Annotated in this window: 13 protein-coding genes; 7 read left to right on the top strand and 6 right to left on the bottom strand. The window is 56.8% G+C overall.

The window, feature by feature from the left end; genetic code table 11:
* Nucleotides 1-85 precede the first annotated feature (85 nt).
* The 3 genes from EI185_RS13905 to EI185_RS18420 are packed head-to-tail and all read right to left on the bottom strand — an operon-like array spanning nt 86 to nt 2,554.
* The gene (locus EI185_RS13905) at nt 86-985 is read right to left on the bottom strand and encodes a hypothetical protein (protein WP_124705747.1); all 900 of its coding nucleotides are present in this window, start codon (nt 983-985) and stop codon (nt 86-88) included.
* A gap of 6 nt (nt 986-991) precedes the next feature.
* Entirely contained in the window at nt 992-1,996 is a 1,005-nt protein-coding gene (locus tag EI185_RS18425) for an MBOAT family O-acyltransferase (RefSeq protein WP_306308286.1), read from the bottom strand.
* 24 nt (nt 1,997-2,020) lie between these two features.
* A complete protein-coding gene (locus tag EI185_RS18420; protein WP_306308285.1) occupies nt 2,021-2,554 on the bottom strand; it encodes an MBOAT family O-acyltransferase in 534 nt (177 codons plus the stop codon).
* Nucleotides 2,555-3,373: 819 nt separating this feature from the next.
* On the opposite strand from EI185_RS18420, the gene urtA reads away from it, so the two are divergent.
* The 7 genes from urtA to uca all read left to right on the top strand — a co-directional run bounded on the left by urtA (nt 3,374) and on the right by uca (nt 14,626).
* Nucleotides 3,374-4,630 carry an urea ABC transporter substrate-binding protein gene (gene urtA, locus EI185_RS13895; RefSeq protein ID WP_189836415.1) on the top strand — a complete coding sequence of 419 codons (1,257 nt, stop codon included), beginning with the start codon at nt 3,374-3,376 and terminating at the stop codon, nt 4,628-4,630.
* Nucleotides 4,631-4,708: 78 nt separating this feature from the next.
* Nucleotides 4,709-6,310 (top strand): urea ABC transporter permease subunit UrtB, encoded by a 1,602-nt coding sequence (gene urtB, locus EI185_RS13890; RefSeq protein WP_124705746.1) that lies wholly within the window; start codon nt 4,709-4,711, stop codon nt 6,308-6,310.
* A gap of 4 nt (nt 6,311-6,314) precedes the next feature.
* The gene (gene urtC / locus EI185_RS13885) at nt 6,315-7,415 is read left to right on the top strand and encodes an urea ABC transporter permease subunit UrtC (RefSeq protein ID WP_124705745.1); all 1,101 of its coding nucleotides are present in this window, start codon (nt 6,315-6,317) and stop codon (nt 7,413-7,415) included.
* On the top strand, nt 7,412-8,245 hold the full coding sequence (urtD, locus tag EI185_RS13880; RefSeq protein WP_124705744.1) for an urea ABC transporter ATP-binding protein UrtD: 834 nt from the start codon (nt 7,412-7,414) through the stop codon (nt 8,243-8,245). The genes urtC and urtD overlap by 4 nt, the downstream gene beginning before the upstream one ends.
* Nucleotides 8,245-8,937, top strand: a complete 693-nt coding sequence (gene urtE, locus EI185_RS13875; RefSeq protein WP_124705743.1) for an urea ABC transporter ATP-binding subunit UrtE — start codon at nt 8,245-8,247, stop codon at nt 8,935-8,937. The genes urtD and urtE overlap by 1 nt, the downstream gene beginning before the upstream one ends.
* 73 nt (nt 8,938-9,010) lie before the next feature.
* Nucleotides 9,011-10,837 (top strand): allophanate hydrolase, encoded by a 1,827-nt coding sequence (atzF, locus tag EI185_RS13870; RefSeq protein ID WP_124705742.1) that lies wholly within the window; start codon nt 9,011-9,013, stop codon nt 10,835-10,837.
* A 162-nt stretch (nt 10,838-10,999) separates the two neighbouring features.
* Entirely contained in the window at nt 11,000-14,626 is a 3,627-nt protein-coding gene (gene uca / locus EI185_RS13865; protein WP_124705741.1) for an urea carboxylase, read from the top strand.
* 5 nt (nt 14,627-14,631) lie between these two features.
* Here uca and EI185_RS13860 read toward each other — a convergent pair whose 3' ends face one another.
* The 3 genes from EI185_RS13860 to EI185_RS13850 all read right to left on the bottom strand — a co-directional run bounded on the left by EI185_RS13860 (nt 14,632) and on the right by EI185_RS13850 (nt 17,465).
* Nucleotides 14,632-15,384, bottom strand: a complete 753-nt coding sequence (locus EI185_RS13860) for a GntR family transcriptional regulator (RefSeq protein ID WP_223247853.1) — start codon at nt 15,382-15,384, stop codon at nt 14,632-14,634.
* Nucleotides 15,385-15,550: 166 nt separating this feature from the next.
* Nucleotides 15,551-16,399 carry a PA4780 family RIO1-like protein kinase gene (locus EI185_RS13855; RefSeq protein ID WP_124705740.1) on the bottom strand — a complete coding sequence of 283 codons (849 nt, stop codon included), beginning with the start codon at nt 16,397-16,399 and terminating at the stop codon, nt 15,551-15,553.
* Nucleotides 16,400-16,448: 49 nt separating this feature from the next.
* Entirely contained in the window at nt 16,449-17,465 is a 1,017-nt protein-coding gene (locus EI185_RS13850; protein WP_124705739.1) for a phosphoglycerate mutase, read from the bottom strand.
* Nucleotides 17,466-17,530 lie beyond the last annotated feature (65 nt).

Here is a 17,530-nt window from a genome sequence, read left to right as displayed (position 1 = left end):
CGCGCTACGTTAAAAACGCTTCCTCATTCCTGGCCGCAGTCCGCATACGCTGCTTGGTGCTTTGGCTCGCTATCTCGTGACGACACTATCTAAGAGTCGCCTCTTCATTCAGGATAATTACCAATTGCCTCTTCCAGTACTCGAACTGCGGCCATAGACCAGCGGCGTCAATTGCCTCCCATTGCCAGGCATTGCTGGGTGAAATAAAAAAATGCGCATCGATATGGTGTTGATAACTAAACCGGACTATTTGCCTAAAGTGCTCGAACATGGAACCACGTGCCGCGTTTTGGAAGACGAAACGCCCGGTACTCTTGGGGAAGTAAATATCATCAAGATAGCCTGTTACCTGCCTCAGAAACATATGTCTGTAATTGTATTGTTGCTGGTCAATGGGAGACGGAGTTCTGGGTAAAACATCCATATCGCGTTGGGTATGCTGATTGAACTGAAAGGTTGTCCATGATGCATCTAGCGTATCAAGACTCATAGCAGTGGATAACATGGCGGTCCACTCCCGAAACGGATTCAAGTCGCTTGGATAGCTCAATGCGGAATTGTTGAAATTTTCCACCCCAGGTTGAAGAAAATCAGCATTGAACATGAAGAAATCCAAGCCAATGATCGCTTTTTTAAGCTTTCCCTGGGCCGCGACATGCGCCAATAAACGTTGTACTTCATCAATACCGGGTCCGGAAACACCAAAGTTATAGATTGGCGTGTTCCCCCATTTGGCCCCATCAATGTATAGTCCAAATTGTGTCCTGGAACTGCCCATGGATACGGCTTCCGGCCGGAGTCGGTAAACATCGAATAGCTTAACCAGGCGTTCATGATCACCAGCTTCGGGCTTGCCGTGATTTAAGCCGGTGATGTCCAGCCATCGATCGGTGGCAAATGGATCAATCGCGAGATTGATGGAAACCAGCACTGATACAAGGCTGACTATGGATAAGAGAAGGTAGCGTAGGAAGCGCTGGTGCATGGGCATTCAGAACTGGAAATAGAGAAACTCGGATACCCGGTTCATGCTGAACAAGGCCACAACGAATAGACAACCGACCAACCAGGCAAAAACACGGTTGGGACGCCAGGAAAAATAGCCGGCTGGTTCTTTTATTTCTTCCAGCGCAGGTTTGAAGGCAGCCATGATCTGTTGAGTATTGGGCGCAAACCAGGCAAGTACCCAGAGCGCGGCGATCCAGCGCCAGACATGCCCTACATCCTCGAACAAAGGCAAAGGCCGCCCGAAATGGATACCCAGTTTCGCCAAGGCTTGCACTAGCCGCCAGTGGAGAAGTCCATACCAGCTCCCGGGCAAAACAACCCCATTCAGGTCGAACATGGCGCTCAGTATGTTAAGCGCAGCTTGCAGGCTGGGCGCTCGGAAGAACACCCAAGCTACGACCACCACCAGAAAAGTGAGTGTCATGCCGGCGATGCGTCCCAGTCGGGTGGGAGGCCCGATGGGATAGCCCATGCGCACACGTAAGCCATGCCAGGCGTGATTAATGACCAGATAAAAGCCATGCAGTCCACCCCATAGCACAAAAGTCCAACCAGCACCGTGCCACAGTCCGCCCAGCAGCATAGTGGTCAAAAGATTGAGATAGCGGCGAAACGGTCCCTTGCGATTGCCGCCCAGGGGAAAATACAGGTAGTCACGCAGGAAGCGTGAAAGCGTCATGTGCCAACGCCGCCAGAAATCAATGATGTTCACCGCCTTGTAGGGAGAGTTAAAGTTGAGCGGTAGTTTTACCCCGAACAGACGCGACAGGCCGATGGCCATGTCGGAATACCCGGAGAAGTCAAAATAAAGTTGAAAGGTGTAGGCCAGTGCGCCGCCCCAGGCTTCAAAAAGGTTCAGTGCTCCCCCCGTAGCAGCTGCGTGAAACACCGGGCCGGAAAAAGGGGCGATGCCATCGGCCAGTACCACCTTCTTGAATAGGCCGATGGCCAGAATCGTCAGCCCGACGGAGAAATTCTCCCAATGTATGCGATAGGTGGCAGGCTGGGCGAACTACGGCATCATCTCCCTGTGATGCAGCACAGGGCCGGCGATCAGGTGGGGGAAATAGGTCACGAACAGACCGTAGTGGATGAAGTTGGCTTCCTTCACTTCGCCACGGTAAGCATCTACTAGAAAAGCGATCTGAGTAAAAGTGAAGAAAGAGATTCCCAGGGGCAGGATGATGGGATCAATATGCCATCCGGTGTTGAACAATGCACTGGTATTGGTAACAAAGAAATTGGCGTATTTGAAGTAAGCCAGCAGACCCAGATCGGCGACGACACCAAAAGTCAGGATTGCCCGTTTACTGACCGCGTGGCCACGCGCATGTTCACGGACCAGAGCCCGGCCGACGGCATAATTGAACATTACCGAACCCAGCAGCAAGCCGACAAAAGCGGGGTTCCACCATGCGTAGAAAAACAGCGAGGCCGCGAATAGCCACAGGCCCGCAAGCGATCGACTGTAATGCCCCAGACGAAAGAAAATCAGCAGGGTGACGGGAAGGAAAAGAAACAGGAATGGATAGGAGTTGAACAGCATGTTGTGCCGATTTAATTATGGTGTCTGATTTTTAAGTGATCCATTGTCGCTCTACGATTGAAGTTCTAATTTCTTTCTTAAGCACGACGGACAGAGCTTTTCCAGGGGCAATTTTTCAAGTAATTAGGGGGATGTTTTGGCTTTTCCACAACAAAGCAAACGGTATACCTGATACAAATAAATCCTTAATATATTGAATTTATTGTATATATTATAGCATTTTGCCACGACTAGACTGCTTTTTGCTACAACTCCGTATCGGATTTAAGCACAATCTGCACTATATTCGTGCGCCATCGTAATTGGATAATTAAACACTTTCGTGCCAGCTCGGCAACATTTCGTTCCTGCCCGCCTGTTTGAATGTATCGCATTTTGCGAAGACCTGTTCCTGGCAACTGAGACTAAAATCAGATGCCATGAATTTGTAGAGGCACCTTCATTTCGCTGAGTGGTTAACCGCACCTGTTTCGATACTCCCTGCGTATACGCTGAACCTGTCTCTGAAGACTTGATGATGTCATCCTTCGTTGTATACAACGTAGCACTACATTGGTGCGGCATCTCTATGGCGCGCATCATTCGTGGGCGTGCTGGTTGTCCGACGCACGTACCAAAAAAACGGAAAAATTAAATAATTAGCTATGTATTCAATATTTTAAATTAATAATTTGAATTAAATAGAGGCTGGCACCTTACTTGCTTTTTGGTTGAGCAGCATCGCTCAGGGACCATAAAGGCGAGGACATTAAAAACCCAAAACCTCGCTGTGTATGGGTGTAGTAAAAGTCAAATTGCCAACTTTAAGGAGATAACAGGATGGACAATCAACGTCGCAAGTTTTTGGGCACCATGGGTGCGATCACAGCGGGTACCTTGCTGGCAGGTAATCGTTTCGCATTTGCGGCTGACAAATCCCCCATCAAGGTAGGTGTGCTCCACTCGCTTTCCGGCACCATGGCAATTTCGGAGAGCGCGCTCAAGGACGTGGCGCTGATGACCTTCGAGCAGATCAATGCCAGCGGCGGTGTGATGGGACGCATGATTGAGCCGGTGGTGGTTGACCCGGCCTCCAACTGGCCGCTGTTTGCCGAAAAGGCGCGTCAGCTGCTGACCAAGGATAAGGTCGCCGTGGTGTTCGGCTGCTGGACTTCGGTGTCGCGCAAATCGGTATTGCCTGTATTCGAAGAGCTCAACGGGCTGCTGTTTTATCCGGTGCAGTACGAAGGCGAAGAGTTGTCCCAGAATGTGTTTTATACCGGTGCGGCACCCAACCAGCAGGCCATCCCGGCGGTGGAATACCTGATGAGCAAGGATGGCGGCGGCGCCAAGCGTTTCTTCCTGCTCGGCACCGACTATGTCTATCCGCGTACCACCAATAAAATCCTGCGCGCGTTTCTCAAATCCAAAGGCGTGAAAGAAGCCGATATTGTGGAGGTATACACCCCGTTCGGCCACAGCGATTACCAGACCATCGTCGCCAACATCAAGAAATTTGCCGGCGGTGGCAAGACGACGGTGATCTCCACCATCAATGGCGATTCCAATGTGCCGTTCTACAAGGAACTGGGCAACCAGGGCCTGAAGGCCACGGATGTGCCGGTCATGGCGTTCTCGGTAGCTGAACAGGAACTGGCGGGCATGGATGCCAAACCGCTGGTGGGTCATCTGGCAGCCTGGAATTACTTTGAGTCGGTCAAATCGCCGGTCAATATTGCCTTCGTCAAGATGTGGAAGGATTACGTCAAGAAGAAGGGCCTGAAGGATTTTCCGGTTACCGACGATCCGATGGAAGCTACTTATGTGGGCATCCATATGTGGAAACAGGCGGTCGAAAAAGCCCATTCCGATGCGGTCGACAAAGTCCGCATCGCCATGGCGGGGCAGACCTTCAAGGCGCCGTCCGGGTTTACCCTGGAAATGGACAAGACCAACCACCATCTGCACAAGCCGGTCATGATCGGCGAAATCCGCGCAGACGGGCAATTCAATGTGGTGTGGAAAACACCAACAACCATCCGTGCGCAGCCTTGGAGTCCGTATATCGCGGGCAATGAGGGCAAGCAAAAGCTGTAAATCCATACCGGGGCGATGCCCCGGAGACGCTCCCCGCGAGAACCCCGTTCTCGCGGCACCCATTCAGAAAGTCCGTGTATGACACGTAGTGCAATCTACCTGTGTTGCATTGTGCTCGCCCTGTTGAGCCTGCCGGCACGTGCTGCACTCGATGCAGGCCAGTTGAGCAAGCTGGCAGCCGATGACAATGATGCCAAAGTTGCCGTGGTGAAATATCTGGCCAGCCACCCCAGCCCCGAAGCGGAAGCCGTGCTCACTGCCATGGACAATGACGCGCTGTATCAGAATCAGGGACGTCTGCTGATCGTGCGTGGTGACCAGGCGATTGACGCCGCCACGCTGCAAGCTTTGGGTCCAGTACCGGATAGCGCCGAATCCATCATTGTGAATAACCGGCTAAGAGGGGCAGTTCAAGGCGCCCTGTCTGCTTTCAAGCTTTTTTCTTCCGACCTTGCGACGCGCCTTAAAGCAGCGCGCGATGTGAAGCAGGATCCGCGCCCCGAGCAGTTGCCGTTGATACAACAAGCTCTGGCGAAGGAGACCAACGCAGAAATCCATCAGGATTTGCTGCTGGCACAGGCCAGCATTCAGATCAGTAGTTCTAACGAAGCTGAGCGTCTGGCTGCAGTCAAAATACTCGGTGCAACCAATAATCCGGAAGTACGTACCAAACTCGCTGACATGCTCATCCAGAACAATGGCCAATACAACGAGGCCAGTCCGGTGGTGCGCGCTGCGGCGCAGCAGGCATTAAAAAGCATTGATCTGCGCATCAGCCTGGCACGCGCGGCTGCCAGTCTGTTTTCCGGTTTGAGTCTGGGCAGTGTGCTGTTGCTCGCCGCACTCGGCCTGGCGATCACCTATGGCGTGATGGGCGTCATTAATATGGCGCACGGCGAGCTGCTGATGGTGGGGGCCTATGCCACCTATTTCGTGCAGGGCTGGTTTAAGACGCATCTCCCCCAGCATTTCGACTGGTATGTGCTGGCTGCACTGCCCATAGCATTTCTGGCTGCGGCGGGAGTGGGGATGGTGATGGAGCGGCTGGTGATCCGCCGACTGTATGGGCGGCCGCTGGAAACCTTGCTGGCGACCTGGGGTATCAGCCTGATCCTGATCCAGCTGGCACGCGTCAGCTTCGGTGCACAAAACGTCGATGTGGCCAATCCCAGCTGGTTATCCGGCGGAATCGAAATCATCCAGGACGTGGTGCTGCCGTGGAACCGCATCATCATCCTGGGTTTTTCCATGGCGGTTCTGGTATTCATGAGTTTTCTGCTGTCGCGTACGCGACTGGGTCTGTTCATGCGTGCCGTGACGCAAAACCGTGCCATGGCCGGTGCGCTGGGCGTGCCTACCGGCACGGTGGATACGCTGGCGTTTGGGCTGGGTGCAGGCATTGCCGGACTGGGCGGCGTGGCGTTATCGCAAATCAGCAACGTGGGGCCGGATATGGGGCAGGGCTACATCGTGGATTCGTTCATGGTGGTCGTGCTCGGCGGTGTCGGGCAAATCGCCGGTACGGTTTACGCCGCGCTGGGCCTGGGCATCGTCAACAAACTGCTGGAATCCTGGTCGGGTGCGGTGATCGCGAAAATCGTCGTGCTGGTATTCATCATCCTGTTCATACAAAAACGCCCGCAGGGTTTGTTCGCCCTCAAGGGCCGGTCTGTGGATTAAGGCCATGACAACTACCTATCGTTACTTTTCGAAATCGGTATGGCTGGCGATGGGCTTGCTGGCAATCGGTTTATTGGTCGTTTTGCCGATACTGCATCTGGGCGTTGACAAACACAGCTCACTGTATGTATCGAGTTATGCCATCACCCTGATCGGCAAGATCATGTGCTATGCCATCCTGGCGCTGGCAATGGATCTGGTGTGGGGCTACGCAGGCATTCTTTCGCTTGGACACGGCGTGTTTTTCGCGCTGGGCGGCTATGCGTTCGGCATGTATCTGATGCGCGGCATAGGCGCAGACGGCGTTTACCACGCCAACGTGCCGGACTTCATGGTATTCCTCGACTGGAAAACGCTGCCCTGGTTCTGGCACGGGACCGAGCATTTCGCATATAGCCTGCTACTGGTGGTTCTGGTGCCCGGGCTGCTGGCATTGATGTTCGGTTTCTTCGCGTTTCGTTCGCGCATCAAGGGTGTGTATCTATCCATCATCACCCAGGCGCTGACTTTTGCGGCAATGCTGCTGTTTTTCCGCAATGAAACCGGCTTTGGCGGCAACAATGGCTTTACCGATTTCAAGCGCGTACTGGGTTATTCCATCACCGCGCCGGAAACCCGGGTCGCCATTTATATGCTGACCGGGCTGGTATTGCTGGGCGCGCTGCTGCTGGGGCGTTATATCGTCACCTCCAAATATGGACGGGTGCTCGCGGCCATCCGCGATGCCGAATCGCGCGTCATGTTTTGCGGCTATAACCCGGTCAGCTACAAGCTCTTCATCTGGACGCTGTCGGCCGTTTTGAGTGGCATCGCCGGAGCGCTGTATGTGCCCCAGGTCGGCATAATCAATCCGAGTGAAATGTCGCCTGCCAACTCGATCGAAATCGCCATCTGGACTGCGGTGGGCGGGCGCGCCACGCTGATCGGCCCGATACTGGGTGCGGTGCTGGTGAATGCCGCAAAAAGCTATCTTACGGTGAGTTTTCCCGATTACTGGCTGTTTTTTCTGGGTGCGCTTTTCATTGTCGTTACGCTTTATCTGCCGCACGGGCTGATGGGGTTGCTGAGTGCATTGCGCCGCAAAATAACAGGTGGCTGGAAATGAATACCCCGGTTACTGAAAACAACGAGACACAGGACGGCGGAGCATTGACCGGGCTCGCCCACTTTGTGCAGCCGGGCGAGCTGGATGCCAGCCATGGTCCGGTGTTGTATCTGGATGACATCACCGTCAGCTTTGATGGTTTCCGGGCGCTCAATCAACTTAGTCTCACCATAGACAACGGCGAGTTGCGTTGCATCATCGGGCCCAATGGTGCCGGCAAGACCACCATGATGGATGTAATCACCGGCAAGACGCGCGCAGACAGCGGCACTGCATTCTTCGGCCAGACCCTGGATCTGACCAAAATGAATGAGGCCAAAATTGTGCAGAGCGGTATTGGCCGAAAATTCCAGAAACCTACGGTGTTCGAGCAGCACAGTGTGTTCGAAAATCTGGAGCTGGCCATGCAGGCGGATCGTAGTGTGTGGGCGACCCTGTTCGCCAGGCTGGATAGCGAATCGCGCGATCGCATCGCCGACACGCTCAAGCTGATTCGTTTGCAGGATAGCGCCGATCGTCCCGCCGGGCTGCTCTCGCACGGCCAGAAACAATGGCTGGAAATCGGCATGTTGCTGATCCAGCGCCCAAAATTGCTGCTGTTGGACGAACCGGTGGCGGGCATGACCGATGAAGAAACCGACCGTACTGCCGAACTGTTCCTGTCGCTGGCGGGTAAACACTCCCTTATGGTCGTAGAACACGACATGGCGTTTGTTGCGCAGATCGCCAAAAAAGTGACGGTGCTGCATGAGGGCAGCGTGCTGGCTGAGGGAAGCCTGGATCAGGTGCAAAACAACAAACGCGTGATCGAGGTTTATCTGGGGCGCTAATGTTTAAAGTCGAACAAATCAATCAATACTACGGCGGCTCGCACATTCTGCGCGATGTCGGGTTTACGCTGGAATCAGGGCGCGTCACCTGCCTGTTGGGGCGCAACGGCGTCGGTAAAACCACGCTGCTGAAATGCCTGATGGGTTTGCTGCCCGCGCGTTCCGGCCAGATCCAGTTTGACGGGCGCGACATTACCCGCTTGCCGCCGCATGCGCGTGCACAACTGGGTATCGGTTACGTGCCGCAGGGACGCGAGATATTTCCGCGTCTGACGGTAGCCGAAAATTTGCAGATGGGACTGGCCGGTCTGCCGGCCCGGGAAAAATTACCGCCGCTTATTTTTGAATTATTCCCGGTCCTGAAAGACATGCTGCACCGGCGCGGCGGCGATTTGTCCGGCGGTCAGCAACAACAGCTCTCGATTGGCCGTGCCCTGGCCATGCGTCCCAAACTGCTGATTCTGGATGAGCCTACCGAGGGTATCCAGCCTTCCATCATCAAGGACATCGAGCGCGCCATCCGGCGCCTGTCCGGTGAGGGAGAGATGGCCATTTTGCTGGTCGAGCAGTACTACGACTTTGCCCGCGATCTGGCTGACCAGTACCTGGTGATGGTGCGCGGTGAAATCATCAAGCGCGGCGAGGGGCGCAGCATGGATGCAGACGACGTGCGCAGCTACCTGTCCATTTAATCAATCAATATTGAATCAATAACTCGATATGCCTGGTCAAAAAATGCAAATAAACGCACCTGGGATGCCTACCATGGGATGGACCATCAGCCAGTGGCGCGCCGCCTATCTTGTGGATCAGGCCGATCCGGACAAGTTGCTTAGGGAACTGCTGGCAGGTTTGCAACATGACGACCCGGCCTGGATCATGATCGTGGATAGCACCACACTCAAGCAGCAGCTGGATGCCCTGGCGGAGGCTTTGGTACAGGCCAATGGCGAGCGCAGCCGCCTGCCGTTGTATGGCATTCCGTTTGCGGTCAAGGACAACATGGATGTGGCCGGACTGCCGACCACGGCGGGGTGTCCGGCCTTTGCCCATGTGGCTGAACACGATGCCGCCGTCGTGGCGCGCTTGCGCGCAGCAGGCGCTATCCTGGTCGGCAAGACCAATCTGGATCAGTTTGCTACCGGGCTGGTGGGGGTGCGCTCGCCCTATGGCGTGGTGACCAACCCCTTTAACCCGGCGTATATCGGCGGCGGTTCCAGTTCAGGTTCGGCATCGGTGGTGGCACGCGGCATTGTGCCGTTCGCGTTGGGTACGGATACCGCTGGGTCGGGACGCGTACCTGCCGCGTTCAACAACCTGGTCGGGCTTAAACCCACGCGCGGTCTGGTCAGCAGCGTGGGCGTGGTGCCGGCGTGCCGCACGCTGGATTGCGTATCCGTGTTTGCGTTGAACGTGGAGGATGCAGGCAGCGTGCTTGATGTGATCGCCGGCTTCGATGCGGCGGATCCCTACTCGCGCCCCAGCGTGCCGGACCAGGCTGCCGTGCGCATCGGGCAGATGCCACGTTTCGCCATACCGCAACAGCCGGATTTTTGCGGGGATGCGGTTCAAGCTGCGGCATATAGCGTTGCCCTGGCACAAATGCGCGCGCTCGGTGTCGTGCTGGAGCCGGTTGATTTTACCCCGATGCAGGCACTGGCGGCGCTGCTCTACGATGGCCCCTGGGTGGCCGAGCGCTATGCGGCCATTGCCGAATTCATCGCAGACCATGCGGCGGACATGCATCCTGTAGTGCGCGACATCATCGAACGGGCAGGGCGCTACAGCGCGGTGGATACGTTCAAGGCAGAGTACCGTCGCGCCGAGCTCAAACGCGCACTGGATAGTTTGCTGGCGGACTTTGATGCGCTATTGGTGCCCAGCGCCCCCACGCTGCCGACGCTTGCGGCGGTCGCTGCGGAGCCGATAGCAGCCAACAGCCGGCTGGGGATTTATACCAATTTTGTCAATCTGGGAGATTGTGCCGCGCTGGCATTGCCCGCGGGCTGGCGTAGCGACGGTCTGCCGTTTGGCGTGACGCTGATTGCGCCAGCCTGGCGCGATTACGCCCTGCTGGATTTTGCTCTGCGCTGGCAACGCCATACACCGTGGACGCTGGGGGCGACAGGGCTGGATTTGCCGGCTGATAGTGCCGCCCCGACTGTGTCAGCTACACCCGCACCCGGTTATGTTCGTCTTGCCGTGGTCGGTGCGCATTTGACCGGCATGCCGCTGAACCATCAGCTCACCACGCGCCATGCCCGGTTAGTCGAGCGTACCCGGACTGCGGATTGCTATCGCCTGTATGCCTTGCCCAATACCACGCCACCCAAGCCGGGACTGGTGCGCGATGCGCAAGGCGGCAGTGCAATCGAGGTGGAGGTATGGGATGTGCCGCTAGGCGGATTTGGATCTTTTGTCGCAGAAGTTCCCTCGCCCCTGGGTATTGGCAGCGTTGAGCTGGGCGATGGCAGTGTGGTCAAGGGATTCATCTGCGAACCGTGGGCGTTGCAGGGCGCGACCGAAATCACGGCACTGGGCGGCTGGCGTGCGTTCCTGGCGCAATTGAATAACTCTGGAAAAAGCGATTGAAGCCACAGAGAACACAAGGGCACAGAGTTGTAGGGGGGCGAACAGGATTTTTCTGCAAGCAGTTAAGTGGTCGAACCACCCGATTCCTTCTTCGCTTTTCTCCGTGTGCTCTGTGTTCTCTGTGGCCAAAGAGGTTTTTTGAATAACTAAATCGAGGTTGTCATGTTCCATACTGTATTGGTTGCCAACCGGGGCGAGATTGCCGTTCGCACTATCCGCACCCTGAAGAAGATGGGGATACGCAGTGTCGCGGTTTACTCCGATGCCGACCGCAATGCGCGCCATGTGGTCGATGCCGATGAGGCGATTGCGCTCGGTGGAAACAGCCCGGCGGAGAGCTATCTGCGTGGCGACAAGATCATTGAAGCAGCCAAATCGGCCGGGGCGCAGGCGATTATTCCCGGCTACGGTTTTTTATCCGAGAACGCCGATTTCGCCGAGGCGTGCGAGGCTGCCGGGCTGGTGTTTATCGGGCCTACACCGGAGCAGATGCGTCAGTTCGGACTCAAGCACACCGCGCGTGAAATTGCCGGTGCGGCAGGCGTGTCGCTTACGCCGGGCACGGGCTTGCTTGCTGATCTGGCCGAGGCCACCCAGGCTGCGGCGCGGCTGGGTTATCCGGTGATGCTTAAGAGCACCGCAGGCGGCGGCGGGATCGGCCTGAGCCGGTGTAACGATGTAGCCGAACTGGTAGATGCATTTGAAACGGTGCAGCGCCTCGGGAAAAATTTCTTCAGCGATGGCAGTGTGTTTCTGGAACGCTTTGTGGAAAATGCGCGCCACGTTGAAGTGCAGATTTTCGGCGATGGCCAAGGCAACGTAGCCGCATTGGGCGAGCGCGATTGCTCGCTGCAGCGCCGCAACCAGAAGGTGGTGGAAGAAACGCCGGCACCAAACTTGCCGCCGGCCACGCGTGCTCAATTACTCGCGGCCGCAGTCAGGCTGGGCAAGACGGTCAACTATCGTTCTGCCGGAACCATCGAATTCATCTACGACGCAGCGCGTGACGCGTTTTATTTTCTGGAGGTCAACACGCGCTTGCAGGTTGAGCATCCGATTACCGAAGCGGTCACCGGCATCGATCTGATAGCGTGGATGGTCAGCACCGCGGCGGGCGAGCCACCTGCGCTGGACGTGCCTGTCGTGCCGCAGGGCGCGGCCATCGAAGTGCGCATTTATGCCGAAGACCCGGTAAAGAATTTTCAGCCTTCCCCGGGCGTGCTGACCGAGGTGGTGTTCCCGGAAGACGTACGCGTGGATACCTGGGTGTCCACCGGGGTGGAAGTCTCTGCGCACTATGATCCGATGCTGGCCAAGCTGATTGCTTATGGCGACAACCGTGAAGCGGCATTGGCGAAACTGATTGAAGCCCTCGATGCCACGAGCATTGCGGGGATCGCCACCAACCTGGATTACCTGCGCCAGGTGGTGGCCTCACCGGTGTTTGTCAGCGGCAATGTCTCGACCGCTGCTCTGGAAGGATTCCGTTTCCAGCCGTCGGTGATCGAGGTGGTCGAGGCCGGCACCTATTCCACGGTACAGGATTATCCGGGACGAATCGGCTACTGGGATATCGGGGTGCCGCCGTCCGGCCCGATGGACGATTATGCGTTTCGTCTGGCTAACCGCATCGTCGGTAATTATCCCGGTGCCGCAGCGCTGGAATGCACGATTCAGGGAGCGACGCTCAAATTCCATTGCGCAGCAACGATCGCATTGAGCGGCGCTCCTACGGCCGCAACCCTGGATGGCAACCCGGTCGCTTTCTGGCAGGCGATCAAGGTTAAAAGTGGCCAAAAACTGGTGATCGGCAAGGTATTGAGCGGTTGCCGCACGTATTTTGCGGTGCGTGGCGGGCTGGATGTGCCGGTGTATCTGGGCAGCCGCTCGACCTTTGCGCTGGGGCAGTTTGGCGGCCATGGCGGACGGCCGCTCAGGGTCGGCGACATGCTGGCGGTCAGCCGCCCGGAATTGCCCGCTTGTACCACGCCCGCGCCATGCTATGCCGAGTCGGCAGCACCCACGGCATTGATACCCGAATACAGCCAGGATTGGGAAATCGGCGTGCTGTATGGTCCGCACGGCGCACCGGATTTTTTTACCGATGACGCGATCGAGATGTTTTTCTCCACCGCCTGGGAAGTGCATTACAACTCCAATCGCCTGGGTATCCGCCTGAATGGGCCCAAGCCCACCTGGGCACGCAGCGATGGCGGCGAGGCGGGTTTGCATCCGTCCAATATCCACGATTGCGAGTATGCGATCGGCAGCATTAATTTTACCGGCGACATGCCGGTGATTCTGACGCGCGACGGCCCCAGCCTGGGCGGCTTTGTGTGCCCGGCCACGATTGCCCGTGCCGAGTTGTGGAAAGTCGGACAAGTCAAGCCGGGGGACAGCATCCGCTTCCTCCCGCTCAGTTTCGATGATGCGCTGGCACTGGAACGCGCCCAGGACGAAGCGATCGAAACACTCAGTGCCATGCCGTCGTTGCCGAGTGTCAAGCTGCCCAGCCTGCAACCGGCCGGTACCGTATCGGCCTGTGTGTTGCGCGAATTGCCGGCGCAGGGCGAGCGGCCTGACGTGGCTTATCGGCAGGCCGGGGATAAATACATCCTGCTGGAGTACGGTGCCAATGTGCTCGATTTGCACTCGCGGCTGCGCATTCATGCATTGATGGAGGCGCTCAAGGCCAATCCGGTCGACGGCATACTGGAGCTGTCGCCGGGCGTGCGCTCGCTGCAGATACATTACGACAGCCGCACCCTGCATCAAACTGCATTGCTCGATACGCTGTGCGCGCTGGAAGCGCAACTGCCACCTGCCAGGAGCATGCGCGTGTCCAGCCGGATCGTGCATCTGCCGCTGGCGTTCGAGGATAGCGCCACGCTGGATGCGGTGGCGCGCTATCGGCAATCGGTCAAGGACAGCGCGCCCTGGCTGCCGAGTAACGTCGAGTTCATCCGCCGTATCAACGGCCTCGCCAGTCAGGATGCGGTGCGCGATATCGTGTTCAATACCAGTTATATGGTGCTGGGGCTGGGTGATGTGTATCTGGGTGCGCCGTGTGCGGTTCCGGTTGATCCGCGCCATCGCCTGCTCACTTCCAAGTACAACCCGGCACGCACCTACACGGCGGAGGGCACGGTCGGTATCGGCGGCGTCTACATGTGCATCTACGGCATGGATTCGCCCGGCGGTTACCAGCTTATCGGACGCACCCTGCCGATCTGGAACAAGTTTCTGAAAAACCCGCAATTCGAACAGGGCGCGCCGTGGCTGTTGCGTTTCTTCGACCAGGTGCGCTATTACCCGGTGAGCGAAACGGAGCTGAATCAGCTACGTGAGGATTTCCGCGAAGGGCGGGCCAGCATCCGCATTGAAGACGCCGTGTTTGACCTCGCCCAATACGATGCATTCCTGCGCGACAATGCGGAAAGTATCGCCGATTTTCAGGTACATCAACAGGCAGCTTTCAAAGCAGAAATTGCGCACTGGCAAACCTATGCAACGGAAACCGCAGTGCATGATGACGAGCCGGATGTGGCGCCGCTTCTGGAAGATAGCGCTGGTCATATTGTGGCATCGGATATCAGCGGCAGCATCTGGAAGTTGCTGATTGAAGCGGGTTCCGTGGTAAAAGCAGGTGACCCTCTGTTGATTGTCGAGGCGATGAAAATGGAGTTTTCCGTCTATTCGCCGGTCGACGGAACGGTGTGCGCTTTGCATTGCCGCGCCGGCAAACAGGTCACTGCGGGCGATGCGCTGGTTGTGATCGAACCTGCGTAGTGTGATTACGCTGAACGGTTGCGGTTGCCGTCGCGACGCGCACGTTCGAGTTGGGTCAGGGTGAGATTCTTGACAAAATTCTCACTGTGGCTGATGTGCGCTTTCATCTGTCTTTGCGCTTCGGCCAGGTCGCGCTGGAGCAACTGCTGGCAAATCTGGTAGTGCTCTTCGTAGGTGCGGTCGATGCGCGTGTCGTCGGTAAAGTCGAGGCGCCGAACTGCACGGATGCGGCCGTTAATATCTTCCAGATAATGCTTCAAGGCGATGTTTCCACCGCCTTCCGCCAGGGTCATGTGAAATGACTCGTCGCGCGCTTCCATTTCTTCCGAGTCGTTGCTGCGTTCCTCCTGCCGGGCAGGATCCCAGGACTGCGCCAGTTTTTCCAGATCGGCGGTTGGCATGAATTCGGCAGCCAACTGCAGGGACAACATTTCCAGCGTGATGCGAACCTGGTAGTAATGCGCGAGTTCTGCGATATCGAGATTGCGGATAAAGCATCCCTGTTTTGGCAGTATGCGTAAATAGCCCTCTGTCTCAAGCCGCTGTAATGCTCCGCGGATCGGAGTTCGGCTTACACCATATTGAGCCGCCAGCTCGGACTCGGTAACCCGCGTTCCCGGATAAAGTTCGAAATTGAGGATGCTTTCACGCAACTGGTGGTATACGTCTTTTGCACTGGGTTTGGCTTCCGACACAAGCACCTCTGGAATGGATTTTTCGGCCTGGTTTGATTGTAGGCTGATGCGGGAAGTCTTCACAACCGATTCAGGTAATATAATTTAGGCGATCTGAAAAATCAGCTGTTTATCCGGTGAACAATGCGTAGTGGCGGGACTCTGGGTATATAAGTCCACGATGATTTATGGATTTATTCCCGCGCCAATTTATTGCACTCTGTGACGCCTCAAGAGATAAAAGAGTGAGTTATTCTGCCGCAAGTAATCGCAACCGCCGTGCGGCTTCTTCGGCACGCGCGTCATCGATTTCCCGCATCACACTGTCCAGATCGACTGCCTCGGTGCTGCGTTCGAAATGGCCGGTGAGGACGACCTCCGGGTGCAACTCGCCGTGCTCGAACAGCGACCAGATTTCCTTGCCATAGTCGGTGGAGAGCAACTCCGGTGCGAAGCGGCCAAAATAGGCGGTGAGATTGCCGACATCGCGTTCCAGCATGCTGCTGGCGTGGTTGTTGCCCGCAGCATCTACCGCCTGGGGCAGGTCGATGATGACCGGACCATCAGCGCCGACCAGGATGTTGTATTCGGATAAATCGCCGTGAATGATCCCGGCGCACAGCATGCGCACCACTTCCATCATCAATGTGTGATGGTGGGCGCGTGCCTGGTCTGCGCTGAACTCCACATCGTTGAGGCGGGGAGCTGCGTCGCCATGCGCGTCGGTCACCAACTCCATCAGCAATACGCCTTCGTGGAAGTTATACGGCTTGGGCACGCGCACGCCGGCGGCGGCGAGGCGATACAAGGCATCGACTTCGGCGTTTTGCCAGGCTTCTTCCTGCGCTTTGCGTCCATAGCGTGTGCCTTTTGCCATGGCGCGCGCCTGACGACTGTTTTTGGTTTTGCGATTTTCGGTGTAATCGACGGCCTGGCGAAAGCTGCGCTTGTTGGCTTCCTTGTATACCTTGGCGCAGCGTATTTCTTCGCCGCAGCGGACAACGAAGACCATGGCCTCCTTGCCGCTCATAAGCTGACGGATGACCGTATCTACCAGGCCATCTTCGATCAGCGGTTCGAGTCGTTTTGGTGTTTTCATAATTGCAGAGGCGTCAGTCAGGATTCAGTAAAAGATCAGATAGCAAAAATCATCGCAGCAAGCCAGCGATGCTACCGCGTTGCCAGAATTTCAGCAGCATGCCCCGCGTTACACGCCATTCCAGATTCTCCTCTGTTGTCGGCACAACGATTCGCAACTCGTCTACTTTGCCGGATTTCAGCAGTGTCAGCAGCGGCGCAAACCAGTCCGTTTCCAACTGCTGCATGCCCTCGCGCCAGCCGATGATGTCGCCGTATTGTGCCGCGCCACGCAAGTGCTCGGCTAATACCAGCGTGTCGTCAGTATTGTCGGCCAATGCGGCGGCATTGACCGGCAGTGTGTCGTTGGGACAGGCTGCGGCGAGTGCGATGGCGCGCGCGGTGGGGTCATTCGCCAGTACTTTGGAGTTGGCCGATGCGATTCGAGGGGGTGTGCCGCCGCCCCACAGCCAGATGCTATTCACCGTCAGTTCGCCGCGTGCTTCACGGACGTCGTTCAGTGGCAGACTGAAAAACAGCATCTGGATTTCATTGTACAGGCGGTGCCACTTTAGCCCGTCCGCGCCTTGCGGCAGGTAGGGGTCGAGATGCTTGCCGGTCACTGCAGTGACAGGATGGGTATTGATGGCGGGATGCTGATCGAGTTTGAGATACCAGCGATCCGGACGCAGCGGGTAGAGCGTGAAACCGTCCGCGCGGAAATGCGCATTGAACGCCTGGGCGTAGGTTTCCGCTTCGATCTGGGTGAGCTGGAACGCGCCGCTGTCCACCAGCATGAGTTTGTCGCGGGTGGCGCGCAGATGCACCGGGTCGGCACGCAGCCAGTAAGCCTTGCCGGGTTCGCCGCCGTCTGCCAGCAAGGTGATGGGTGCAATCGGCCAATCCTGTTGCTTATCCACGCCGAAAGCGCGGCACAGCCAGCCATCCAGGCCGCCTTCCGCCGGGGCAGCAGTTTTGTCCGCACGTGCCAACAGGGTTTGCAGGGCGGGCAGGGCAAGCCCGCCCAGCGCAGCATCGCGCATTTCAGGCGCGGGAATCAAATCGGGGATCAGTAGCGTGATGATCATCGTCGCAGTTTATCATTCCAACCCGACGGCAATTTGGTTGATGCGCGATTTTCTGGCGGCAGACG

The sequence above is a fragment of the Sulfuriferula multivorans genome (assembly GCF_003851125.1).
GTDB classification, from domain to species: Bacteria; Pseudomonadota; Gammaproteobacteria; order Burkholderiales; family Sulfuriferulaceae; genus Sulfuriferula; species Sulfuriferula multivorans.
Note: the sequence above shows the minus strand (reverse complement) of the source record. Positions and strands in the feature narration are given on the sequence as shown.